The 23,309-nt window shown below is 70.8% G+C and carries 19 protein-coding genes; 14 read left to right on the top strand and 5 right to left on the bottom strand.

From position 1 onward, the window contains the following. Positions 1-14 precede the first annotated feature (14 nt). Entirely contained in the window at positions 15-149 is a 135-nt protein-coding gene (locus ACFZB3_RS02795) for a hypothetical protein (protein ID WP_391369723.1), read from the top strand. Between the two features lie 636 nt (positions 150-785). Then, a complete protein-coding gene (locus ACFZB3_RS02790) occupies positions 786-923 on the top strand; it encodes a hypothetical protein (protein WP_391368556.1) in 138 nt (45 codons plus the stop codon). A gap of 145 nt (positions 924-1,068) precedes the next feature. On the opposite strand, the gene ACFZB3_RS02785 is transcribed toward ACFZB3_RS02790, so the two are convergent. The 4 genes from ACFZB3_RS02785 to ACFZB3_RS02770 form a co-directional block, all read right to left on the bottom strand. Continuing rightward, a complete protein-coding gene (locus ACFZB3_RS02785) occupies positions 1,069-1,794 on the bottom strand; it encodes a methyltransferase domain-containing protein (protein WP_391368554.1) in 726 nt (241 codons plus the stop codon). 135 nt (positions 1,795-1,929) lie between these two features. Beyond that, positions 1,930-4,377, bottom strand: a complete 2,448-nt coding sequence (locus ACFZB3_RS02780; RefSeq protein ID WP_391368551.1) for a SpoIIE family protein phosphatase — start codon at positions 4,375-4,377, stop codon at positions 1,930-1,932. Positions 4,378-4,551: 174 nt separating this feature from the next. Next, on the bottom strand, positions 4,552-6,942 hold the full coding sequence (locus ACFZB3_RS02775; RefSeq protein ID WP_391368549.1) for a DHA2 family efflux MFS transporter permease subunit: 2,391 nt from the start codon (positions 6,940-6,942) through the stop codon (positions 4,552-4,554). Between the two features lie 193 nt (positions 6,943-7,135). After that, the gene (locus ACFZB3_RS02770; protein ID WP_391368546.1) at positions 7,136-7,579 is read right to left on the bottom strand and encodes an SRPBCC family protein; all 444 of its coding nucleotides are present in this window, start codon (positions 7,577-7,579) and stop codon (positions 7,136-7,138) included. A gap of 192 nt (positions 7,580-7,771) precedes the next feature. Here ACFZB3_RS02770 and ACFZB3_RS02765 point away from each other — a divergent pair, with 192 nt between their 5' ends. The 3 genes from ACFZB3_RS02765 to ACFZB3_RS02755 all read left to right on the top strand — a co-directional run bounded on the left by ACFZB3_RS02765 (position 7,772) and on the right by ACFZB3_RS02755 (position 11,257). After that, positions 7,772-8,812 carry an Rv2578c family radical SAM protein gene (locus ACFZB3_RS02765; RefSeq protein WP_391368543.1) on the top strand — a complete coding sequence of 347 codons (1,041 nt, stop codon included), beginning with the start codon at positions 7,772-7,774 and terminating at the stop codon, positions 8,810-8,812. A 151-nt stretch (positions 8,813-8,963) separates the two neighbouring features. After that, positions 8,964-10,532, top strand: coding sequence for an alpha/beta fold hydrolase (locus ACFZB3_RS02760; RefSeq protein WP_391368540.1), 1,569 nt, complete (start codon positions 8,964-8,966; stop codon positions 10,530-10,532). 161 nt (positions 10,533-10,693) lie between these two features. After that, positions 10,694-11,257, top strand: a complete 564-nt coding sequence (locus tag ACFZB3_RS02755; RefSeq protein ID WP_391368537.1) for a GNAT family N-acetyltransferase — start codon at positions 10,694-10,696, stop codon at positions 11,255-11,257. Here the strand turns inward: ACFZB3_RS02755 and ACFZB3_RS02750 are convergent. Next, positions 11,244-11,819, bottom strand: coding sequence for an adenylosuccinate lyase (locus tag ACFZB3_RS02750; protein WP_391368535.1), 576 nt, complete (start codon positions 11,817-11,819; stop codon positions 11,244-11,246). The genes ACFZB3_RS02755 and ACFZB3_RS02750 overlap by 14 nt on opposite strands. 378 nt (positions 11,820-12,197) lie before the next feature. Here ACFZB3_RS02750 and ACFZB3_RS02745 point away from each other — a divergent pair, with 378 nt between their 5' ends. The 9 genes from ACFZB3_RS02745 to pssA all read left to right on the top strand — a co-directional run bounded on the left by ACFZB3_RS02745 (position 12,198) and on the right by pssA (position 23,186). Then, complete coding sequence (locus tag ACFZB3_RS02745) at positions 12,198-14,003, top strand: 3-hydroxybutyryl-CoA dehydrogenase (RefSeq protein WP_391368532.1); 1,806 nt, start codon at positions 12,198-12,200, stop codon at positions 14,001-14,003. Between the two features lie 136 nt (positions 14,004-14,139). Next, a complete protein-coding gene (locus ACFZB3_RS02740) occupies positions 14,140-14,955 on the top strand; it encodes a TetR family transcriptional regulator (protein ID WP_391368530.1) in 816 nt (271 codons plus the stop codon). Positions 14,956-15,421: 466 nt separating this feature from the next. Further along, positions 15,422-16,765 (top strand): crotonyl-CoA carboxylase/reductase, encoded by a 1,344-nt coding sequence (ccrA, locus tag ACFZB3_RS02735; protein ID WP_391368527.1) that lies wholly within the window; start codon positions 15,422-15,424, stop codon positions 16,763-16,765. 17 nt (positions 16,766-16,782) lie between these two features. Then, positions 16,783-18,831 (top strand): methylmalonyl-CoA mutase family protein, encoded by a 2,049-nt coding sequence (locus ACFZB3_RS02730; protein WP_391368525.1) that lies wholly within the window; start codon positions 16,783-16,785, stop codon positions 18,829-18,831. Further along, the gene (locus ACFZB3_RS02725; protein WP_391368522.1) at positions 18,828-19,793 is read left to right on the top strand and encodes an aldolase/citrate lyase family protein; all 966 of its coding nucleotides are present in this window, start codon (positions 18,828-18,830) and stop codon (positions 19,791-19,793) included. Before ACFZB3_RS02730 ends, ACFZB3_RS02725 begins: the two co-directional genes overlap by 4 nt. Positions 19,794-19,798: 5 nt before the next feature. After that, on the top strand, positions 19,799-20,305 hold the full coding sequence (locus tag ACFZB3_RS02720) for a MaoC/PaaZ C-terminal domain-containing protein (RefSeq protein ID WP_391369721.1): 507 nt from the start codon (positions 19,799-19,801) through the stop codon (positions 20,303-20,305). A gap of 2 nt (positions 20,306-20,307) precedes the next feature. After that, a complete protein-coding gene (locus ACFZB3_RS02715; protein WP_352362637.1) occupies positions 20,308-21,513 on the top strand; it encodes an acyl-CoA dehydrogenase family protein in 1,206 nt (401 codons plus the stop codon). Positions 21,514-21,682: 169 nt separating this feature from the next. Next, a complete protein-coding gene (locus tag ACFZB3_RS02710) occupies positions 21,683-22,339 on the top strand; it encodes a phosphatidylserine decarboxylase (protein ID WP_089104115.1) in 657 nt (218 codons plus the stop codon). A gap of 22 nt (positions 22,340-22,361) precedes the next feature. Continuing rightward, positions 22,362-23,186 carry a CDP-diacylglycerol--serine O-phosphatidyltransferase gene (gene pssA, locus ACFZB3_RS02705; RefSeq protein ID WP_391369718.1) on the top strand — a complete coding sequence of 275 codons (825 nt, stop codon included), beginning with the start codon at positions 22,362-22,364 and terminating at the stop codon, positions 23,184-23,186. The last annotated feature ends 123 nt before the right edge of the window (positions 23,187-23,309 follow it).

Raw genomic sequence — 23,309 nt, 5'->3', positions numbered from 1 at the left:
ATCGGTTCACCGCCATCTTCGAACAACGCCCAGGACCGGCCTTCCAGGCCCGCCACGACCTGACGTCGAGCCAGTACCAGCAGACCTTCAACGACCTTGTCGGCCAGGGCTTCCGGCTTCTGTACGTCAGCGGGTACTCCAGCGGCTGAGCGTCCCGGGCGACGCTGCCGGCACTGCGTGCTCGGGTTCTCCGAGCACGCAGCGGGCTCCGTCTTCATGAGCGAGGCAGTCACACGACAGGGACGGCGAGTGGGAGTCCACTGGCGATGGTCCAGGCGAAGGACCGATTCCTGGCCAACGGTACGTACGCACGAATCCGCCGGCCGGCGGCCCGCCTGGCGGCCGGGCCGGCAGGAAGTCGAAGCCGGGATGGTCCCGTTCGGTCCAGTGCTCGGGCTGCAGCAGCCAGAACTGGTGGCCCAGGGCGCGGCCCTGGAGGTCTACGACAGCGGGGACTTCTGGCGCGCGGACGAGCCGGTCGCCCTGCCGGGCAGCCGCGCCGACGCCTACGCGGGCGTCGCGCTCGCCCCGGGCGGAGGCACGGTCCTCGTCACGGACGGTGCCGCACGCAAGGTGCTGAGGTTCGAGCTGAGGATGTCCCCGGAGATCGTGCGCGCCCCGGGCGAGGAGGTCACGTTCGCCGCGGCGGCCGAGGACACACCGGAGCCGACCGTGCGGTGGCAGGTCAGCACCGGCGAGGGACAAACCTGGTCGGCGGCGGAAGCGGCTCGGGCTCGGTCACCACGGCCGGTGGCACCTCTACCGGCGCGGACACCGCAACCGCCGTGTTGGGCACCGCAACCACCACCGGCGGCGGCAGGCTCATCGCCACGGGCGTCGGCGTGCCCTCCGCGGGCGCATTCGCGGCCGCGCTGCTGGGCACGAGCCGGGCGGCCCAGCGCCGCGGCCTCGACAGCACCTGACCGGCCGGCACGGCCGTCCACACCTCGGCCAACGCCCTGCCCAGGAGGCGGAGTACCGCGGTGGCGGCGAGCGCACCCGACCGGCCCGGCACTGGGGTCCGCCCCTCGGCCACGCCGAGGGGCGGACTCGCGCTGTGCGTGGTGGTCAGTTCATGCACCCCGCCACCAGCCAATTCGACGGCAGCACGATCCGCTCGCCGTCCGGGGTGAACTCCGTCGTCGTCAGTGGCAGTTCGCCGCCCGCGAGGACGGTGAGGCCCGCGTTGCGCAGGTACTCGGGGACCGCGTCGTCGGCGACCTCGCCGGGGGCGATCCCGTGGCGGAAGACCGGGGCGAGCTTGGGCGGCGGGCCGGACGGGCTCTGGGCGAGGCCGCCGAGGACGGGGCGGGCGGCCTCGGAGAGCTCGACGAGGAAGACCCGGCCGCGGCTGCCGACGAGGGTGGCGATGGAGTCGGCCAGCGGCTGCCGGTCCTCCGGCTCGCACTGGTGCAGGACGCCCCGCATGTAGACGTTGGCGTCGCCGAGTTCCGCGTGCAGGGCCTCGGCCTCGCTCTTCGCGGCCGCGTCGAGGAGCCGGTAACGGGCCTGTGCCGCGGGGTCGGCGTGCCGGGCGTGGTCCAGGGCGGCCTCGGATATGTCGGCGCCCAGGACGCGCGGGAAGCGCTGCGCGAGGTAGCGGGTCTGGGTGCCGTTGCCGCAGCCGAGGTCGACCAGGGGCAGCCCCGGGTCGGTCAGGTGGGGTTCGAAGAGGGCGACGTGGACCGCGGCGGTCACGTCCGGTTCGGCGTCCCAGAACACCGCACCGGGCTCGTCGGGGGCTTCCTTCCAGAAACCCTCCCAGGCATGCCGGTACCGACTCGTCACGCTCATGGTCAACTCCCCAGGGTAAAACCACAGATGACCGCCGTCACTGACGGGTCAGTAAGGTTTACCCTGCGCACGTTTCGGCCACAAGCGCCCGGCGCGTTCCTTCACCACACGTTCGGCGAACGTGCGCCCCCTGGGTCAGCGGCGCCGTGAGGTGAGTTCGAACCAGACGGTCTTCCCGGCGGCGGTACGACTGGTGCCCCACTCCCGGGCCAGCGTGCTGACCACCCGCAGCCCGCGTCCGGCGTCGGCGTCGGGGCGTGCGCTGAGCAGGGTCGGCAGGGTGTGGTCGTCGTCATCGACCTCGCACAGCAGGGTCTCGCCGCGGATCAGCCGGAGCTGGACCGGGCGGCTGTGGGAGTGCCGCAGGGCGTTGGTGACGAGTTCGCTGACCATCAGTTCGGCCGGGTCGGCGAGCCGGGCCAGGCCCCAGTCGTGGAGCTGCTCGCGGACGACGGCACGGGCCCGGCGGACCTCGGCCGGGTCGAGGGCGAGCCGCCACTCGGCGACGTCCTCGGGCTCGATGCCGTTGAGGCGGGCCATCAGCAGGGCGACGTCGTCCTTGCGGCCGCCGCGGGTGTTGAGGGCGCGGATGATGGTGTCGCAGGCGTCGTCCATGGAGGCGGCCGGGTGGGCGGCGGACTCGCAGAGGGTGGCGAGGCCGACGCCGATGTCCTCGCCGCGCATCTCGACCAGTCCGTCGGTGCACATGACCAGCCGGTCGCCGGGTTCGACACGCACCCGCAGCGACTCGAAGGCGACCCCGCCGACGCCTATGGGCGCCCCGGTGGGCAGGTCGAGCAGTTCGCTGCGTCCGTCGACCGCGCGGACCAGTACGGGAGGGATGTGGCCCGCGTTGGCGAGGTGCAGTTCGCCCCCGATGGGGTCGTAGACGGCGTAGAGGCAGGTGGCGAGGTAGCCGTCGCCGAGGCGCTGGGCCAGGTCGTCGAGGTTGCGCAGGAGTTGGGCGGGCGGCAGGTCCATGGCCGCCATGGTCTGCACGGCGGTCCGCAACTGGCCCATCATCGCGGCCGAGTTGAGGCCGTGGCCCATCACGTCGCCGACCACCAGGGCGGTGCGGGCGCCGGGGAGCTTCACGGAGTCGAACCAGTCGCCGCCGACCCGGCCGAGCAGGGTGCCGGGGAGGTACCGGGTGGCGATGTCGCAGCCCGCCATGCGCGGCGGGATGTGCGGCAGCATGCTGTCCTGGAGGGTCTCGGCGACGCTCTCCTGGTACGTGTACATGCGCGCGTTGTCGAGCACGAGCCCGGCACGGGCGGCGAGTTCGGCGCCGGTGACCCGGTCCATGTCGTTGAACATCTCGCGCTCGGGGTGGCGCAGCAGGATCATGAAGCCGAGCACGACGTTGCGCGCCTTCAGCGGTACGACCAGCATCGAGCGGCCGGTGATCAGCGGGCGGATGTCCCGCTTCTCGAACTGGGAGGCGATGGCGTGGCCCATCTCCACGCTGATCCGCGGCACCAGGACCGGTTCACCGCTGGTCATGCACTGGAAGAACGGGGTGTGCGCCGGGAACGGCATGGCCTCGCCGACCGGGACGACGTCGTCCCAGCGGCCGGGTTCGTCGGTGTGCTCCAGGGCGACCCGGTGCCACATGGTGGTGGTGTCGGGCACACCGTCCGGGAACCCCTCGCCGGCGACGACCTGTTCGCGCAGGTAGGTGCCGGCGACGTCGGTGAAGCGGGGGACGACGGCTCTGCTGACCTCGACGATGGTGCGGGACAGGTCGAGCGAGGTGCCGATCTTCCCGCTGACCTCGGTGAGGAATTCGAGGCGTTCGCGGACCGCCGCGTACTCCAGGTCCTCGCCCTCGTCGTCGGCGAGTTCAGCGGGCACCGGCAGCCCCTGGGCGGCGACCTGCGCCGCGCGCTCGCGGCGGGCCATCCGCTCGGTGCGCCGGGCCACGCCCCAGTCGGGGGTGACGGGCACCCGGTCGTTCTGGCTGAACTCCAGGACGGGGTAGCCGAGTTCGAGGACCTGGGCGACGATCCGGGCGCTTTCGTCGACGCTCATGCTGGGCAGGATCTCGGGCAGCCGGCGCGCGAGCTCCTCCGCCCCGGGGAAGTCGGTGTGCAGGGCGAAGCCGGGCGCTATCCGCTCGAAGGCGATGCCCTCGTCCTGCTCGGACCGGCGCAGCCGCTCGGCGTCGGCGGCGAGCACGAGCAGCCGCTCGTCCCCCGGCCCGACCAGCGGGTACGCCCACCAGAGCACATCGGCGCGGTCGCGGTCGGGGACGGTGAGCCGGGCGCGGCCCGCGGCCGGGAAGTTGAGCCGTCCGTCGAGGGAGGACTCCAGGTCGGGGCCGAGGCCGTCGTACGCCGCGTAGGCGCCGTACGGGGTGATCTCGTCGTCCTCGGGAAGCGCGCCGGAGACGGGCAGCAGGTCGAGGACGGAGCGGCCGACGGCCTCCTCCTTGGCGGCCCCGAAGAGCCGCCGGGCGCCGGTGCTCCAGTGCGAGACGTCGCCGTCACGGTCCACGACGACCACGGCCAGGGGGATGCGGCCCGACGCGCCGTCCCCAGCACCGAGGCCGGGATGCGTGTCCCGCTCGCTGCCATGGTCCATGGCCCAGGCCCTCTCTCCCCACGGCTCCGCAAAAGATCTGTGCCGCCCGCCACTACGGTACGGTGGCCGCCGGTTGCGATGTGTGCCAATGCTGGAATTGGTTTCACCGGATCGCACCGGCGCGCAGGTCCGCGCCCCTGTCCGGTCCTCGTTCGGTTCCCGTTCGGCCTTCGTTCAGTCCTCGTGGCCGAGTTGGAGATCGCGTTCGGTGCGGCCGCCGCCGGCGACCTGGAGGACGGTGGCGACCGGCGGGTAGCCGGCGGCGATGACGGTGTACTCGCCGGAGGACAGGTCCACGAACCGGAACGTTCCGTCGGCGCCGGTGGTGAGGGTGTCGACGACGTTCCCGGCGGCGTCGAGCAGCGTCACCCGCGCGTCCTCCACCGGCCGGCCTCCCCCGGCCCGGACCGTGCCCTTCAGCACGGCGCCGCCCGCGAGTTCGACGTTCTGCCGGGTCTCCCGGGAGGCCTGGACGGTGACCGGGAGGGCGGCCGGGCGGAAGGCGGGGGCGCTGGCGGCGAGGGTGTACTCGCCGGCCACCAGCTCCGTGATCACGTAGCCGCCCTCGCGGCCGCTGCGGACACTGGCGACGACCTCGCCGTGCACGTTGGTGAGGGTGACGGTGGCGTCCCGTACCGGGGTGCCGTCGGCGGTGTGCACGCTGCCGGCGAGCCGCCCGGCGCCGCCGAGGACGACGTCCAGCTCGACGGGCCGCTCGCCGACCGTCACGGTGACGGCCTGCGGCTGGTGGCCGCCGGCGGCGGCGATCAGGACGTACGAGCCGGTGCCGGGCGTGGCCAGGGCGTACCGGCCGTCCTCGGCGCTGGCGCCCCGGCCGATCTGCCGGCCGACGGCGTCGATGAGGGTGAGCGCGGCGCGCGGCACCACGGTCCCGTCGGGGTGCTGCACCGTGCCGCAGACGGGGATGCCGGCGCCGGTGTGGGGCGACCGGGCCGTCGGGATCGGGGCGTTGGCGGAGGTCGGTTCCGTTTCGGCAGTGGGGTGGGACACCAGCGGTTTCTCCTTGAGGAAGCAGGCGACGAGCAGTCCGAGGACGAGCACCGGGACCAGGTAGAGGAAGATCCTGGGCATCGCGTCGGCATAGGCGCGGATGTAGGCGTCGCGCAGCGCCGGGGGCAGCGCGTGGACGAGCTGCGGGGTGAGGGACTCGGGGTCGGGCAGGCGGGCGCCGGCCCGGGCGGGGAGACGTTCGTGCAGGGCGTCGGTGAGCCGGTCGGCGAAGAGGGTGCCGAAGACGGCGGCGCCGACGCTGCCGCCGATCTGCCGGAAGTAGTTGTTGGCGCTGGTGGCGGTGCCGAGGTCGGCAGGCCGTACGGAGTTCTGCACGGCGAGGACGAGCACCGGCATCACCATGCCGATCCCGGCGCCGAGGACGGCCATCCAGAGGCTGTACTGCGAGCGCGGGGTGCCGACTTCGAGGCGGGACAGCAGCCACATCCCCACGACGGACAGGCCGCCGCCGAGCACGGGGTAGATCCGGTAGTGCCCGGTGTGGCTGATGAGCTGCCCCGCGACGATCGAGGCGCCGACGATCCCGCCCATCATGGGCAGCATCAGCAGTCCGGACTCGGTCGCCGAGGCGCCGTCGACCATCTGCAGGAAGGTCGGCAGGTAGCTGGCGGCGCCGAACAGGGCGATCCCGACGACCAGTCCGACCAGGCCGGTGACGTTGAAGACGGAGTCCCGGAACAGCCGCAGCGGGATGAGGGGTTCGGCCGCGTGGTGCTCGGCGACGGCGAACAGCACCCCGGCGACCAGCGCGCCCGCGCCCAGTCCGAGGATGACGCGCGAGCCCCAGTCGTACTCCGTCCCGCCCCAACTGGTCAGCAGCACCAGGCAGGTAGAGGCGGCGCCGAGCAGCAGGGTGCCCAACACGTCGAACCGGCCCCGGAGCTGGGGCTTGGGCAGCTTGAGCACGGCGGTGACGACGGCGAGCGTGACCAGCCCGAAGGGCACGTTGACGTAGAAGCACCAGCGCCAGGAGAGGTGGTCGGTGAAGTAGCCGCCGAGCAGCGGCCCGGCGACGGAGGCGAGCCCGAAGGCGGCGCCGATCAGGCCCATGAAGCGGCCGCGCTGCCGGGGCGGCACGATGTCGGCGATGATCGCCTGCACGCCGATCATCAACCCGCCCGCGCCGACGCCCTGGACGGCCCGGAAGGCGATCAGCTGGTCCATGCTCTGCGCCCGTCCGGCCAGGGCGGAGCCGACGGCGAAGACGAGGATCGCGAACTGGAAGACGCCCTTGCGGCCGACGAGGTCGCCGAGCTTGCCGTAGACGGGGAGGCCGACGGTGGAGGTGAGCAGGTAGGCGGTGATCGCCCAGGACATCTTGTCGAGGCCGTGCAGCTCGCCGACGATCTTCGGCAGCGCGGTGGCGACGATCATCTGGTCCAGCGCGGCAAGGAGCAGGGCGAGCATCAGCCCGCAGAAGACCAGCCGGGTGCGGCGCGGCCCGAGTCCGGAGACCGGGGCGGGTTCCGGCGCGGAGGTGTCCTCGGGCGCCGCGACCGGTTCCTCGTACTGCACCAGCGTCGTTCCGCCCACGTACCGCTCCCCTCGTCGCGCCTGCGCACAATTGCCGCCTTATTTCCCGTAGGGCGACAACTGCGAGCAAGCGCGACGAGTTACGGCACGAGACCGGCCGATCCGGAGATCCACCCGAACCGGTGAGGGAGCCAACGCCCCCTGTTCGTCCGGCGGTTGCTCACCTCCGGACGAACCTGCGCCTGAACCGGTACTACTTCTCGACCTCGGTGGCGAGCTTGTCGAGCACCACGTCGTAGATCCGGCCGAGGCCCTTGGGCGCGAAGGTCTTCTCGAAGAAGCCTCCGATGCCGCCGGCGCCCTGCCAGGTGGTGTGCACGACGACCCTGGACTTCCCCTCGCCGGCCGGGGTGACGCGCCAGGTGGTGACCATGGAGGAGTTGCGGTCCTTCTCGACCAGCTCGCCGTCGGTGGGCTCGCTGACCTCCAGGAGGCAGTCCCGGACCCGCTTGCTGGTCGCCTGCAGCTTCCAGTGGACCAGGGTGCCCTCGCCGTCGCCGCCCTCGCGCACCTCGTACTCGCTGAAGTGCTCGGGGAGCAGCTTCGCGCGCGTGCCGCTGTAGTCGGCGATCGCGTCGAACACCGTCTCCGCGTCCGCGGCGACGACCCGCTCCGTAGTGGCCTCGACCTGCGCCATCGCTTTCCTCCAGCACCTGAGTTCTCGGGGTTGCGCCAAGCCAACCACCCCGGCGCCCGGCCGCCCAAATCGGGGTGCCGCAAGCGGTCGGAAAGGCGACCGGAAACAGCGTCCGCGCGGTCTCCACAGATCGTTCGCACGATCATGGGAACAGATGTTCTATTCTGGGGCCAGCGCTACCGAGGAGGCGTCATGCGCTGGGAGAACCTCACCGACGAGACCGATCACAGCCGGGCCGGCACCGCACTGTTCGGCGCGGACGCGGTCACGACCCGGACCTTCGACACGCCCGAGTTCCGCGGCATCACGTTCCACGAGGTGCGGGGCCGCTCGATCATCAACCGGGTGCCGGGCGCCTCGCGGATGCCGTTCGAATGGACGGTGAACCCGTACCGGGGCTGCACGCACGCGTGCGTGTACTGCTTCGCCCGCAAGACCCACAGCTACCTGGACCTGGACACCGGGATCGGCTTCGACACCCAGATCGTGGTCAAGGTCAACGCGCCGGAGCTGCTCCGCCGCCAGCTGGGCTCGCGCCGCTGGCTCGGCGACCACATCGCGATGGGCACCAACGTCGACTGCTACCAGCGCGCCGAGGGCCGCTACCGCCTGATGCCGGGCATCATCTCGGCCCTCACCGAGCACGCCAACCCGTTCTCGATCCTGACCAAGGGCACCCTGATCCTGCGCGACCTGGACCTGCTGCGCCGGGCGGCGGACGTCACGGAGGTCGGCATCTCGGTGTCGGTCGGCTTCGTCGACCCCGAGCTGTGGCGGACCGTGGAGCCGGGCACCCCGGCCCCCGAGCGCCGTCTGGACGTCGTCCGCGCCCTCGCCGACGCGGGTATCGGCTGCGGGGTCCTGATGGCGCCGGTGATCCCCTTCCTCGGCGACCACCCGGCCCAGCTCCGGGCCACCGTGCGGGCGATCGCGGCGGCCGGGGCCACCTCGGTGACGCCCCTGGTGCTGCATCTGCGGCCCGGTGCCCGCGAGTGGTTCATGAGCTGGCTCGCGGCCCACCACCCGCATCTGGTGCGGCGCTACGAGCGGCTGTACGCCGAGGGCGCCTACGCGCCCAAGTGGTACCAGCGCCGGATCACCGGCCAGGTGCACGAGCTGGCCGAGGAGTACGGCATCGGGCCGAACCGCGCGGGCACCGCCCGCCGGATACCTCCGCCGGCGGCGGAGGAGGAGCCCGCACTGCCGGAGCCGACCCAGCTCACCCTGCTCTGACCGGCCCGCGGGCCCGGGGGCGTTCGGGCGCAACCCTCGGACCAATTGGGTCATTCATCGTCAGAATGCGTTCTTCCGGGCGCTGTTTCCGGGACGATGCGGCGAGGACCGTGGCACGTGCGGTCCGCGACCCTCCGTCCTGGGAGGACCCATGCGAACACGCGCAGCCGTGCTGTGCGCCGTCGCCGCCGTCGTGGCCGGTTCGTTCACCGCCCTGCCCGCGACCGCCGCCACCCGAGCCCCCGTCCAGGTGTCCCCGGTGACCTGGAAGAAGTGCGGCACCACCGACTACCCGACGCTCCAGTGCGGCGCGGTCAAGGTGCCCCTCGACCACCGGAACCCGCGCGGGCGGCAGATCACGCTCGCCCTCTCCCGCGTCCCGCACACCGCGTCGGCCTCCCAGGGGCCGCTGCTGGTCAACCCCGGCGGCCCCGGCGGCAGCGGGCTGACCCTCGCGGGCTTCGTGGCGTCCACGCTGCCCAAGAAGGTGGCGGCCCAGTACGACGTCATCGGCTTCGACCCGCGCGGCGTCGGCAGGAGCACCCCGGCGATCGACTGCGCGCCCGGCTACTTCGAACCGGTGCGCCCCGACTCGGTCCCGGCCACCCCCGCCCTCGAACAGGCGAACCTCCAGCGGGTGCGGTCGTTCGCGGCGGCCTGCGGCAAGAAGTACGCGAAGCTGCTGCCGTACCTCGACACGGTCAGTGCCGCACAGGACCTCGACTCGATCCGCCGGGCCCTCGGCGTCCGGCAGATCAGCTACTTCGGCTACTCGTACGGCACCTACCTGGGCGCGGTCTACGCGAAGCTCCACCCGGACCGGGTCCGCCGCCTGGTCCTGGACTCGGTCGTCGACCCCACCGGCGTCTGGTACGAGGACAACCTGAGCCAGGACTACGCGTTCAACGACCGCCAGCGCGCCCTGATGGCGTGGATCGCGAAGTACGACTCGACGTACAAGCTCGGCACCGACCCGGACAAGGTCGAGGCCAAGTGGTACGCCATGCGGGCCGCGCTGGCGAAGAAGCCGGCGGGCGGCAAGGTGGGCGCGTCCGAACTGGAGGACACCTTCATCCCGGGCGGCTACTACAACGGCTACTGGCCCTACCTGGCCGAGGCGTTCTCCGCGTACGCCAACGGCAGGAAGACGGCGGCCCTGGTCGAGGCGTACCAGAACTTCGCCGCCGTCGACGGGTCCGGCGACAACGGCTACAGCGTCTACGCGGCCGTCCAGTGCCGGGACTCCTCCTGGCCGCGGGACTGGAACCAGTGGCGCAAGGACAACTGGGCGGCGTACGAGAAGGCGCCGTTCATGGTCTGGAACAACGCCTGGTACAACGCGTCCTGCGCGTACTGGCCGACGAAGACCCTGAAGCCGCCGGACATCGCGGGCGCCAAGCTCCCGCCGGTCCTCCTCTTCCAGGCGACGGACGACGCGGCCACCCCCTACCAGGGCGGTGTCACGGTCCACCGGCTGCTGGCCGGCTCCAGCCTGGTCGTGGAGCAGGGCGGCGGCAACCACGGCATCACGCTCAGCGGCAACACCTGCCTGGACGGCTACCTTTCCGCGTACCTGGCCGACGGCAGGGTCCCGCACGGCACCGGCACCGCCGACGCGGTGTGCGGGAAGACCCCCGACCCGAAGCCCCTCACCACCAAGGCGGCCTCGACGTCGTCCCGCGGCTCCACCCTGCACGGCCTGCTGGGCTTCCGCGGCTGAGCCGGTCCTGACGGCCCGTCGGGGGCGTTGTCGGACCCGTGGTCCACCATGGACGCATGAGCGATCCGACCCGCATCCCCGCCCCCGACGGCGTCGCCCCGGGTCCCGGGCGGGCGGCGCCGTCCGCCCCGCCGGATGCCGTGATTCCCTAGGGTGCCGGCATGAACGACGACTCGCCCCACGGCCCCGCCGCCCACGCCCCGTCCCTCCGTGTCCGCCCGATGGCGCTCGCCGACTGCGACCGGGTCTCGGAGATACGCGTCCGGGGCTGGCAGTACGCCTACCGGGGCCTCATGCCGCAGCCGTTCCTGGACGGGCTCAGTGTCGAGCGGGACGCCGAGCGGCGCCGGGCCCGGTTCCTGGACGGCGGGGACGGGGTGACCGAGCTGGTCGCCGAGCGGGGCGGCACCCTCGTGGGGTGGGCGGCGCACGGGCCGTACCGGGACGGCGAAGTGCGCACCGGTGACGCCGAGTTGTACGCCATCTACGTGGACGCGGCGCACCTCGGCACCGGCGCCGGGCGGGCGCTGCTCACGACGGTGCTCAAGCAGTGCGCCGGGCACCCTCGCGTGTACCTGTGGGTACTGAAGGAGAACGCGCGCGCCCGGCGGTTCTACGAGATCGCGGGCTTCGCGGCCGACGGCGCCGAGGAGCCGTACGAGGTCGGCGGGGTGCCGGTGCCCGAGGTGCGGTACGTCAGGGAGCCGGGCGTCACCTCTGCCTAGGGATGCGGGCGAGGGCCTGGACGGCCGCCTCGGCGAGGGTGGGGTGGGCCAGGGCCTCGGTCAGGACGCGGCGGGCGCGGGAGTCGCCCAGGGTGCCGAGACCGTCCACGCAGGCGAGGGCGACCCTGCGGTAGGGGTCGTGCGGGCGCAGCCGGCGTTCCAGGGTGGTGATCAGGGCGGGGACCGACTCCGGCGCGCGGAGTTCGACCAGGAGACGGACGGGCTGCAGGGCGTAGGCGACGCGGAGTTCGTTGGTGGCGAGGGCGGCGGCCGCGCGGGCGGTGCGCGGGTCCTGGAGGCGGGCGAGGGCGTAGGCGGCGGAGGCGCAGCGGGGCGGGTCGCGGTGGTTGAGCAGGAGGACCAGGGTCTCGAAGGCCCGCCGGTCCCCGGCCGTCCCGAGCCGGAGCGCCGCCAGTTCCCTGGCCCACAGGGGCTGTCCGGCCGCGGTGAGCACCTCCGCCAGTTCGTCGTGGTCCTCGGTGGCCAGGAGCCGGTCGAAGGCGGCCGTCCCCTGCGACTCCTGCCGCAAACGCTCCGTGAGTGATCGCAACTCTTCGTCCACGAAGCCCAGCGTAGAGGGGTCGCGGGGACAGGGGGACGTACATCACAAAGTCCGGGGGCTGGCGCGCTCGTTACCCGCCGGTTAAGCTCAATCGAGCGAGTCACCCACTCGCAGTAACGCTCACGCCGGTTTGGTGACGCAGCCGCGTGAGTATCAGGTCGGTTCGGTATTTCGGTACCGCAGTACGACTCGGCTCCGGGACAGGGCCGGTCGGAATCCGCCGCTCCCGGGCGTGTGCGCGCCCGCGGCAGCAGCACCGGGCGTGTGCGCTCGCAGCCCGGCGACACCCGCATTCACACAGCTCTCTCCGCACCCGGTGCGCCCCTCGGCGCACCCGGGCGCGTTTCCAGTCGTCACCCTCATTCCTGGAGTCCCGCGATGGCCACTCCCCAGTCCGACCCTTCCCTGTCCCCGCTCAAGACGATCGCCGTCGTCGGCCTCGGCACCATGGGCACCGGTATCACCGAGGTCCTCGCGAAGGCCGGCCGCGAGGTGATCGGCATCGACGTCAGCGAGGCCCAGGCCGCCCGGTCCGTCGCCGCGCTGGAGACCTCCACGGCCCGCGCCGTGGCCCGCGGCAGGCTGACCGAACAGGAGCGCGCCGACGCCCTCGGCCGGGTCCGCACCGGCACCGACCTGACGGCCGCGGCCGACGCCGACCTCGTCATCGAGGTGGTCCCGGAGTCGTACGACATCAAGCACCAGGTCCTGCGGGAGCTGGACGGCATCGTCCGCCCCGGGACCATCCTCGCCACCGGCACCAACGCGCTCTCCGTGACCCGGCTCGCCGCCGACTCGGCCCGCCCCGAGCGCGTCCTCGGCCTGCACTTCTTCAACCCGGCCCCGGCGATGAAGCTGGTCGAGGTGGTCTCCTCGGTGCTCACCGCGCCGGGCGCCGTCGCCGCCGTCACCGACCTGGCGATCGAGCTGGGCAAGGAGCCGGTCGCGGTCGGCGACCGCCCCGGGTTCGTCGCGGACGGCCTGCTGTTCGGCTACCTCAACCAGGCCGCCGCGATGTACGAGGCGAAGTACGCCTCCCGCGAGGACATCGACGCGGCCATGCGGCTGGGCTGCGGCCTGCCGATGGGCCCCCTGGCCCTGCTCGACCTGATCGGCATCGACACCGCGCGTACGGTCCTGGAGGCCATGTACGCCGAGTCCCGCGACCGCCTGCACGCCCCGGCGCCCATCCTCAAGCAGCTCAGCGAGGCGGGCCTGACCGGCCGCAAGTCCGGGCGTGGCTTCTACACCTACGAGGCCCCGGGCAGCGCCACCGTCGTCCGCGACGCCCTCACCCCGCTGGACGGCGCCGCGCCCACCCCGGGCCGTACGGTCCGCTCGGTCGGCGTCGCCGGCTCCGGCACCATGGCCTCCGGGATCGCCGAGGTCTTCGCCAAGGCCGGGTACGAGGTCGTCCTCGCCGCCCGCACCGAGGAGAAGGCGCAGGCCGCGAAGGCCCGCATCGGCAAGTCCCTGGACCGCTCCGTCGGCAAGGGCCGGATGACCGCCGAGGCGGCCGCGCAGACCCTGGACCTGATCATCCCGGCGGGTTCGTACGACGCCTTCGCCGAGGTCGACCTGGCCGTCGAGGCGGTCGCGGAGGACCTGGAGGTCAAGCGGCAGCTGTTCGCGACCTTCGACAAGGTCTGCAAGCCGGGCGCGGTCCTCGCCACCACCACCTCCTCGCTGCCGGTCGTCGCCTGCGCCCGCGCCACCTCGCGTCCGCAGGACGTGATCGGCATGCACTTCTTCAACCCGGCGCCGGCCATGAAGCTGGTCGAGGTCGTCCGTACCGTGCTGACGGCGGAGGACGTGCACGCCACGGTCCGCGAGGTCTGCACGAAGATCCGCAAGCACGCCGTCGACTGCGGCGACCGGGCCGGATTCATCGTGAACGCGCTGCTGTTCCCGTACCTGAACAACGCGATCAAGATGGTCGAGGAGCACTACGCCTCCCTCGACGACATCGACGCGGCGATGAAGCTCGGCGGCGGCTACCCGATGGGCCCGTTCGAGCTCCTCGACGTGGTCGGCCTCGATGTCTCGCTGGCCATCGAGAAGGTGCTGCACCGGGAGTTCCGCGACCCGGGCCTCGCGCCCGCGCCGCTCCTGGAGCACCTGGTGGCCGCGGGCTGCCTCGGCCGCAAGACCGGCCGTGGCTTCCGCGAATATGCCCGCCGCTGACGGCGTCGGCGACTGGTTCCGGGACGAGAAGGACTGGGGCGGACTGCTCGACCCGGCGGACGTTCCCCCGCCCTTCACGGGCGGGGGAAACCCCGGACCTGCGCATCAAGCTGCGCACATGCAGTACGTTCGGGTCATGTCCCAGCCCGCGAAGTCCTCACGTACCGCCGCCACGCCCGACGCGCCGGAGAGCGCCGCGGGCAGCCGCGCGGCGGCCCAGCGGCTCAAGATGCGCCGGGAGCTGGCGGCCGCCGCGATGGAGCTCTTCGCGACCAAGGGGTACGAGGCGACCACCGTCGACGAGATCGCGGCCGCGGCCGGGGTCGCCCGCCGCACCTTCTTCCGCCACTTCCGCTCCAAGGAAGAGGCGATCTTCCCGGACCACGACGACACCCTGATCCGTGCCGAGGCCGTGCTGAACGCGGCCCCGGCCCACGAGCACCCGCTCGACACGGTGTGCCGCGGCATCAAGGAAGTCATGAAGATGTACGCGGCCCGGCCGGACATCTCGGTCGCCCGCTACAAGCTCACCCGCGAGGTGCCCACCCTCCGCGAGGCGGAGATCGCGTCGGTGGCCCGTTACGAGCGGCTCTTCACCCGCTACCTCCTCGGCCACTTCGACGAGCACGCCCACGCGGACGACGCGAACGACGACCCGCTGCTGGCCGAGGTCGCGGCGTCCGCGGTGGTCACCGCCCACAACCACGTGCTGCGGCGCTGGCTGCGGGCCGGCGGGCAGGGGGACGTCGAGCTGCAGCTGGACCATGCCTTCGCGATCGTGCGCAAGACGTTCGGGAACGGGATCGGGGCGGGCCGGGAGGCTGCGCCTCGCCCGGCCGCGGCGGCCTCGGTGTCGTCGCAGGGGGAGGTACTGGTGACGGTCGCCCGCACGGACGCGCCGTTGGACGAGGTCATGCGGACGATCGAGCAGGCGCTGAAGGAGCGGTCGTAGAACGACGGCAGTGGCGGGCCGCGGTCACCGGACCGCGGCTCCGCCGCTCGTCCTCACACGCCGGACAGGCTGAGTAAGCAGTCGCGGCCCCGGCTGAAAAGTACCCGCTGGACTCAATACGGTCCGTCTGGCATGCCCGACTGATGCCCTTTAGCATCTACTTGCCGGTAACTTTGATCGATCATCGCTCATTTGTTACGTAAAGATTTCATCTGAGAGCGATTCCTGGCACTCAGTGCCTTGCCACCTGACACGCGGTGTCATACCTTCAAGGTGTCCGGCCTGTCCCGGCGAACCCACCAGTTCGCCCGCCGGACGCCTGCGTCACAGGCAACCTCCCGCGCCACAAAGCGCTGCCGAAGCACCATCCCGCCGAACCGACGGCACCTTCCCGAAACCCTCAGCAGCACCGACGTAACCCTCAGCGCCCCTTCCCTCGGGGGCGCGCATCGCCGGAGGCAACACCGTGACCACTCAGGCCATTCTGGACGCGATCCAGTCGCCGGAATCGACGCCGGCCGACTTCGCCGCCCTGCCGCTTCCCGAGTCGTACCGCGCGATCACCGTGCACAAGGACGAGACGGACATGTTCGCGGGCCTGGAGACCCGCGACAAGGACCCGCGCAAGTCGATCCACCTCGACGAGGTCCCGCTGCCCGAGCTGGGTCCGGGCGAGGCCCTGGTCGCCGTCATGGCATCGAGTGTCAACTACAACTCGGTGTGGACCTCGATCTTCGAGCCGCTGTCCACCTTCGGCTTCCTGGAACGCTACGGCCGCCTCAGCGAGCTGACCAAGCGGCACGACCTGCCGTACCACATCATCGGCTCCGACCTCGCGGGCGTCGTCCTGCGCACCGGCCCCGGCGTCAACGCCTGGAAGCCCGGTGACGAGGTCGTCGCGCACTGCCTCAGCGTCGAGCTGGAGTCCAGCGACGGCCACAACGACACGATGCTCGACCCCGAGCAGCGGATCTGGGGCTTCGAGACCAACTTCGGCGGCCTCGCCGAGATCGCACTGGTCAAGTCCAACCAGCTGATGCCGAAGCCGAACCACCTCAGCTGGGAGGAGGCCGCCGCCCCGGGCCTGGTCAACTCGACCGCCTACCGGCAGCTGGTCTCCCGCAACGGCGCCGGCATGAAGCAGGGCGACAACGTGCTGATCTGGGGCGCGAGCGGCGGACTCGGCTCGTACGCCACGCAGTTCGCGCTCGCGGGCGGCGCCAACCCCGTCTGTGTCGTGTCCTCGCCGCAGAAGGCGGACATCTGCCGGTCCATGGGCGCCGAGGCGATCATCGACCGCAACGCCGAGGACTACAGGTTCTGGAAGAACGAGCGGGAGCAGGACCCCCGCGAGTGGAAGCGGTTCGGCAAGCGCATCCGCGAGTTCACCGGCGGCGAGGACATCGACATCGTCTTCGAGCACCCCGGCCGCGAGACCTTCGGCGCCTCGGTCTTCGTCACCCGCAAGGGCGGCACCATCACCACCTGCGCCTCCACCTCGGGCTACATGCACGAGTACGACAACCGCTACCTGTGGATGTCGCTGAAGCGGATCATCGGCTCGCACTTCGCCAACTACCGCGAGGCCTGGGAGGCCAACCGGCTGATCGCGAAGGGCAAGATCCACCCGACGCTGTCGCGGACCTACTCCCTGGAGGAGACCGGCCAGGCCGCCTACGACGTGCACCGCAACCTCCACCAGGGCAAGGTCGGCGTGCTCTGCCTCGCGCCCGAGGAGGGCCTCGGCGTGCGCGACGGGGAGATGCGGGCCAAGCACCTCGACGCCATCAACCGCTTCCGCAACATCTGAGACACCCGAGGTCATAGATGACTGAGCGTCAGAATGCCGAAGGCACGCGGGAGAAGGACCGGCCGTGGCTCATGCGCACGTACGCCGGGCACTCCACGGCCGAGGCGTCCAACGAGCTGTACCGGCGCAACCTCGCCAAGGGCCAGACCGGCCTGTCGGTGGCGTTCGACCTGCCGACGCAGACCGGCTACGACCCCGACCACATCCTCGCCCGCGGCGAGGTCGGCCGGGTGGGCGTGCCCGTCTCGCACCTCGGTGACATGCGCCGGCTGTTCCAGGACATCCCCCTGGAGCAGATGAACACCTCGATGACGATCAACGCCACCGCCATGTGGCTGCTGGCGCTCTACCAGGTCGTCGCGGAGGAGCAGGGCGCGGACATCACCCAGCTCCAGGGCACGACCCAGAACGACATCGTCAAGGAGTACCTGTCCCGGGGGACGCACGTCTTCCCGCCGGGGCCGAGCCTCCGGCTGACGACGGACATGATCGCGTACACGGTCTCCCACATCCCGAAGTGGAACCCGATCAACATCTGCAGCTACCACCTGCAGGAGGCGGGCGCCACGCCGGTCCAGGAGATCGCGTACGCGATGTCCACCGCGATCGCCGTCCTCGACGCGGTGCGCGACAGCGGCCAGGTGCCGCAGGAGCGCATGGGCGACGTCGTCGCCCGCATCTCCTTCTTCGTGAACGCGGGCGTCCGGTTCGTCGAGGAGATGTGCAAGATGCGGGCGTTCGGCCGCATCTGGGACAAGGTCACCCGTGAGCGGTACGGCATCGAGAACCCCAAGCAGCGCCGGTTCCGGTACGGCGTCCAGGTCAACTCCCTGGGGCTGACCGAGGCGCAGCCGGAGAACAACGTCCAGCGGATCGTGCTGGAGATGCTCGCCGTGACGCTGTCGAAGGACGCACGCGCGCGTGCCGTGCAGCTGCCGGCCTGGAACGAGGCGCTCGGCCTGCCGACGCCCTGGGACCAGCAGTGGTCGCTGCGCATCCAGCAGGTGCTCGCCCACGAGAGCGACCTGCTGGAGTACGAGGACATCTTCGAGGGCTCGCACGTCATCGAGAAGAAGGTCGCCCAGCTGGTCGAGGACTCCCTCGCGGAGATGGACCGGATCCAGGAGATGGGCGGTGCGATGGCCGCCGTCGAGTCGGGCTACCTGAAGTCGCAGCTGGTCTCCTCGCACGCGGAGCGGCGGGCCCGGATCGAGTCGGGCCAGGAGAAGATCGTCGGCGTCAACATCTTCGAGACGACCGAGCCGAACCCGCTCACCGCCGACCTGGACACCGCGATCCAGACGGTCGACCCGGCGGTCGAGGCGAGGGTCGTGGCGGCGATCGGGCACTGGCGCGACACGCGCTACCAGCCGCCGTTCAACCACCCGCGGCCCTGCAAGGCACTGGAGCGGCTGAAGGAGGCCGCCAAGGGCACCGACAACCTCATGGAGGCCACCCTGGAGTGCGCCCGCGCGGGCGTCACGACCGGCGAGTGGGCGGGGGCCCTGCGCGAGGTGTTCGGCGAGTTCCGGGCCCCCACCGGGGTCTCCTCGGCCCCCATCGCGGTCCCCGTCGAGCCGGGTTCGGCGCTGGCCGAGGTGCGGGCCAGGGTGGACGCCACCGCGCGGGACCTGGGCTCCGGGAAGCTGAGGTTTCTCGTCGGCAAGCCCGGTCTTGACGGGCACTCCAACGGCGCCGAGCAGATCGCGGTGCGAGCCCGGGACGCCGGCTTCGAGGTGGTCTACCAGGGCATCCGGCTGACGCCCGAGCAGATCGTGGACGCGGCCCTCGCCGAGGACGTGCACGCGGTCGGCCTGTCGATCCTCTCCGGGTCGCACGCCCAGCTGGTCCCGGACGTCCTGGAACGACTCCGTGTGGCCGGTGCCACAGATATACCGGTGATCGCCGGTGGCATCATCCCGAATGGTGACGCCCAGCAGCTCAGGGAAGCCGGAGTGGCCGCGGTCTTCACCCCGAAGGACTTCGACATCACCGGAATCATCGGCCGCATCGTCGACGAGATCCGGAAAGCGAACAAGCTCGACCCCCTGGAGGTCCCCGCATGACCACGCCCGTCAACCGGCTCCGCCCGCGGCGCTCCTGCCTGGCCGTGCCCGGCTCGAACCCCCGCTTCCTGGAGAAGGCGCAGGGTCTCCCGGCGGACCAGGTCTTCCTGGACCTGGAGGACGCGTGCGCGCCGCTCGCCAAGCCCGGGGCGCGGCACACCATCGTCAAGTTCCTCAACGAGGGCGACTGGACCGGCAAGACGCGCGTGGTCCGCGTCAACGACTGGACGACCGAGTGGACGTACCGTGACGTCGTGACCGTGGTCGAGGGCGCCGGGCAGAACCTCGACTGCATCATGCTGCCGAAGGTCCAGACGGCCCAGCAGGTGGTCGCGCTCGACCTCCTCCTCACCCAGATCGAGAAGACCATGGGCTTCGAGGTCGGCAAGATCGGCATCGAGGCGCAGATCGAGAACGCGCAGGGCCTCAACAACGTCAACAAGATCGCGCAGGCCTCCCCGCGCGTCGAGACGATCATCTTCGGCCCGGCCGACTTCATGGCGTCCATCAACATGAAGTCGCTGGTCGTGGGCGAGCAGCCGCCCGGCTACCCGGCGGACGCCTACCACTACATCCTGATGAAGATCCTGATGGCCGCCCGCGCCAACAACCTCCAGGCGATCGACGGCCCCTACCTCCAGATCCGCAACGTGGAGGGCTACCGCGCGGTCGCCCAGCGCGCCGCCGCCCTCGGCTTCGACGGCAAGTGGGTGCTGCACCCGGGCCAGGTCGAGGCGTCCAACGAGATCTTCTCGCCGTCGCAGGAGGACTACGACCACGCCGAGCTGATCCTGGACGCGTACGACTACTACACGTCCGAGGCGGGCGGCAAGAAGGGCTCCGCGATGCTCGGCGACGAGATGATCGACGAGGCCAGCCGCAAGATGGCCCTGGTCATCTCCGGCAAGGGCCGGGCCGCCGGCATGCAGCGCACGTCCAAGTTCGAGATCCCGGAGGCGTGAGCGCGATGCAGTTCGGACGCACGTACGAGGAGTTCGAGGTCGGGGCGACGTACAAGCACTGGCCGGGAAAGACGGTCACGGAGTACGACGACCACCTGTTCTGTCTGCTCACCATGAACCACCACCCGCTCCACATGGACACGAACTACGCCGAGAAGACGACGGACTTCGGCAGGAACGTGGTGGTCGGGAACTACATCTACTCGCTGCTGCTCGGCATGTCCGTCCCGGACATCTCGGGCAAGGCGATCGCCAACCTGGAGATCGAGTCGCTCAAGCACGTGGCGCCGACCTTCCACGGCGACACGATCTACGGCCAGACGACCGTGCTCGACAAGTGGCCCTCCAAGTCCAAGGACGACCGCGGGATCGTCTACGTGGAGACCAAGGGCTACAAGCAGGACGGCACGCTGGTGTGCATCTTCCGCCGCAAGGTGATGGTGCCGACCGAGACGTACATCAAGGAGCGCGGCGGCGAGCAGCCGGGCCGCCCGGAACTTCAGGAGCGCTAGTCATGGCCCGCCTCGCCCAGACCGCCGGTCTGACCGACGTCCAGCAGGAGATCCTCTCCACCGTCCGCGACTTCGTGGACAAGGAGATCATCCCGGTCGCCACCGAGCTGGAGCACCGCGACGAGTACCCGCAGCAGATCGTCGACGGCCTCAAGGAACTCGGCCTCTTCGGTCTGATGATCCCCGAGGAGTACGGCGGCCTGGGCGAGTCCCTGCTGACGTACGCGCTGTGCGTCGAGGAGATCGCCCGGGGCTGGATGTCCGTCTCCGGGATCATCAACACGCACTTCATCGTGGCGTACATGCTCAAGCAGCACGGCACGCAGGAGCAGAAGGAGCACTTCCTGCCGCGGATGGCGGCCGGCGACGTCCGGGGCGCGTTCTCGATGTCGGAGCCGGGCCTCGGCTCGGACGTGTCGGCGATCACCTCGAAGGCGGTGAAGGACGGCGACGAGTACGTCCTGAACGGCCAGAAGATGTGGCTGACGAACGGCGGCACGTCGTCCCTGGTGGCCGTCCTCGTGCGGAGTGACGAAGGCCACCCCGAGGGCACGGCCCCCCACAAGTCGATGACGACCTTCCTGGTGGAGAAGGAGCCCGGGTTCGGCGAGGTCCGCCCCGGCCTCACCATCCCGGGCAAGATCGACAAGATGGGCTACAAGGGCGTCGACACCACCGAGCTGATCATGGACGGCCTGCGGATTCCGGCCGACCGGGTGCTCGGCGGGGTCACCGGCCGAGGTTTTTACCAAATGATGGACGGAGTCGAGGTCGGCCGCGTCAACGTGGCGGCGCGTGGCTGCGGTGTCGCCCAGCGCGCGTTCGAGCTCGGCGTCCGTTACGCCCAGCAGCGTCACACTTTCGGCAAGGCGATCGCCCAGCACCAGGCCATCCAGTTCAAGCTGGCGGAGATGGCCACCAAGGTCGAGGCCGCGCATGCCATGATGGTCAACGCTGCGCGCAAAAAGGACTCCGGGGAACGAAACGACCTTGAGGCCGGGATGGCGAAGTACCTCGCCTCGGAGTACTGCAAGGAGGTCGTGGAGGACGCCTTCCGGATCCACGGCGGCTACGGCTTCTCCAAGGAGTACGAGATCGAACGTCTCTACCGTGAGGCGCCCATGTTGCTGATCGGCGAAGGTACCGCCGAGATCCAGAAAATGATCATCGGGCGAAGGCTGCTCGAAGAGTATCGATTCCAGGGCTGATTGTCCCGGTACGGGGTGTTTTCTTCGAGAAGAAGATCACACCCCGTCAACGGTCTTCGGCCGCCGACTCGTCTTCCTGGCTTGCCCAGTTGTGGCCCCCGACCGGTACGATCCCGGAAAGCCGCCGTCCCCGTATCCTGCGCGGCATCATCCGCTACGAAGGTCATCCATGCCCCACAGCCAAACCTCTGCACATCGAGACAGCCTGGCCGGCGTACGCCTCGCGCGCGGAGCATCGCCGTGGCTTCTCCCGACCGTCGCCACCGCAGCCGTCAGCCTGCTCCGCGCCCGTCGCTCCGGCGCCGCCAAGGCCGTCGCCGTGCCCGCCACCGCGCTCGCGGCGGGCATGCTGTGGTTCTTCCGCGACCCCGAGCGTGAGATCGCCCAGGGCCGTGTCATCTCCCCCGCCGACGGTGTGGTGCAGAGCATCATGCCGTGGAAGGACGGACGCACCCGGGTCGCGATCTTCATGAGCCCGCTCAACGTCCACGTCAACCGCGCGCCCCTCGCGGGCGAGGTGACGTCGGTGGAGCACATCCCCGGTGGCTTCGTTCCCGCCTTCAACAAGGAGAGCGAGAACAACGAGCGCGTAGTCTGGCATTTCGACACCGAACTCGGCGACATCGAGATGATCCAGATCGCCGGCGCGGTGGCCCGCCGTATCGTCCCCTACATCCCGCAGGGCACGAAGGTCGAGCAGGGCGACCGCATCGGTCTGATCCGCTTCGGCTCGCGTGTCGACATCTACCTGCCGGAGGGCGTGGACGTCGCGGTCGAGGTCGGCCAGAAGACCGTGGCTGGGGTGACTCGCATTGACCGTGATTGATCCTGAGACCCAGGCGGGCTGGGTGCCCGAGGCCGACGAGATCGGCGACGACGAGGAGGAGATGCCGCTCTCTCTCCGCCTCTCGATAGCGGACACCCTCACGCTCGGCAACGCCACGTGCGGTTTCATGGCGGTGTACTTCACCACCACCGGCATCCTGATCCCGCACCTCACCGGGGACGACCAGTCGGCCGGCATGGCGCGCCACAGCGCCGCCACCGCGGTCATCCTCATGCTCTGCGCGGCGGTCTTCGACCTGTTCGACGGCCTGGTGGCGCGCAAGCTGCGCTCCTCCCCCATGGGCGCGGAGCTGGACAACCTCTCCGACCTGATCAGCTTCGGCCTCGCGCCGGCGTACTTCGTGCTCGTCTACGGCATGGTGGCCGACGACGCGTACCAGAAGGTGGCCGCGGTCGGAGCGGTGGTGGTCCTGCTGGCCGTGGTGCTGAGACTCGCCCGGTTCTCGTGCGTGACACCGCCGAACGGCATGTTCCAGGGCATGCCGTCGCCGTTCGGTGCGCTGACGGTCGTCTCGATCGTTCTCCTGGAGCTGCCCTTCGTGGCGACGCTCCTCGCCATCCTGGGCACGGCCTGGCTGATGGTGAGCCGGGTGGAGTACCCGAAGCCGCGCGGCCGCCTCGCGGTCGCGATGCTCGCCTGGATCGTCCTCTCGATGGGGCTCCTGGTCTCCTGGGCCTTCGACGCGCCCAGCGGCCAGCTCCTCCTCCAGACCGGCTGCGCGCTGCAGCTGGTGATGGGCGCGGTGATCCCGCTGTTCGCCACGGCGCGCCGGGTGAACAACTTCCGCGACAACAGGCGCGAGGCGCGGGCGACGCAGCTGCCCTGACGTTCCCTGTACCGCCGACGGGCGTGGGCCGAGCCTTCGAGGCTCGGGGCCCCCCCCTTTAGGGTTCAATGGCCTACCGCGGTGGCCCATTACCGGTCCACCACCCCATACCGGAGCCCAGTT

Source organism: Streptomyces sp. NPDC008092 (assembly GCF_042957285.1).
Lineage (GTDB): Bacteria > Actinomycetota > Actinomycetes > Streptomycetales > Streptomycetaceae > Streptomyces.
This window is presented reverse-complemented; position numbering and strand designations above follow the sequence as displayed.

Bases quoted from the DNA above. Each gene is read 5' to 3' on its own strand.
- ACFZB3_RS02725 (WP_391368522.1), top strand. From the start codon at position 18,828: ATGACCACGCCCGTCAACCGGCTCCGCCCGCGGCGCTCCTGCCTGGCC.
- ACFZB3_RS02710 (WP_089104115.1), top strand. From the start codon at position 21,683: ATGCCCCACAGCCAAACCTCTGCACATCGAGACAGCCTGGCCGGCGTA.
- ACFZB3_RS02785 (WP_391368554.1), bottom strand. From the start codon at position 1,794: ATGAGCGTGACGAGTCGGTACCGGCATGCCTGGGAGGGTTTCTGGAAG.
- ACFZB3_RS02765 (WP_391368543.1), top strand. From the start codon at position 7,772: ATGCGCTGGGAGAACCTCACCGACGAGACCGATCACAGCCGGGCCGGC.
- ACFZB3_RS02745 (WP_391368532.1), top strand. From the start codon at position 12,198: ATGGCCACTCCCCAGTCCGACCCTTCCCTGTCCCCGCTCAAGACGATC.
- ACFZB3_RS02740 (WP_391368530.1), top strand. From the start codon at position 14,140: ATGTCCCAGCCCGCGAAGTCCTCACGTACCGCCGCCACGCCCGACGCG.
- ACFZB3_RS02715 (WP_352362637.1), top strand. From the start codon at position 20,308: ATGGCCCGCCTCGCCCAGACCGCCGGTCTGACCGACGTCCAGCAGGAG.
- ACFZB3_RS02720 (WP_391369721.1), top strand. From the start codon at position 19,799: ATGCAGTTCGGACGCACGTACGAGGAGTTCGAGGTCGGGGCGACGTAC.
- ACFZB3_RS02780 (WP_391368551.1), bottom strand. From the start codon at position 4,377: ATGGACCATGGCAGCGAGCGGGACACGCATCCCGGCCTCGGTGCTGGG.
- ACFZB3_RS02770 (WP_391368546.1), bottom strand. From the start codon at position 7,579: ATGGCGCAGGTCGAGGCCACTACGGAGCGGGTCGTCGCCGCGGACGCG.
- ACFZB3_RS02730 (WP_391368525.1), top strand. From the start codon at position 16,783: ATGACTGAGCGTCAGAATGCCGAAGGCACGCGGGAGAAGGACCGGCCG.
- ACFZB3_RS02755 (WP_391368537.1), top strand. From the start codon at position 10,694: ATGAACGACGACTCGCCCCACGGCCCCGCCGCCCACGCCCCGTCCCTC.
- ACFZB3_RS02760 (WP_391368540.1), top strand. From the start codon at position 8,964: ATGCGAACACGCGCAGCCGTGCTGTGCGCCGTCGCCGCCGTCGTGGCC.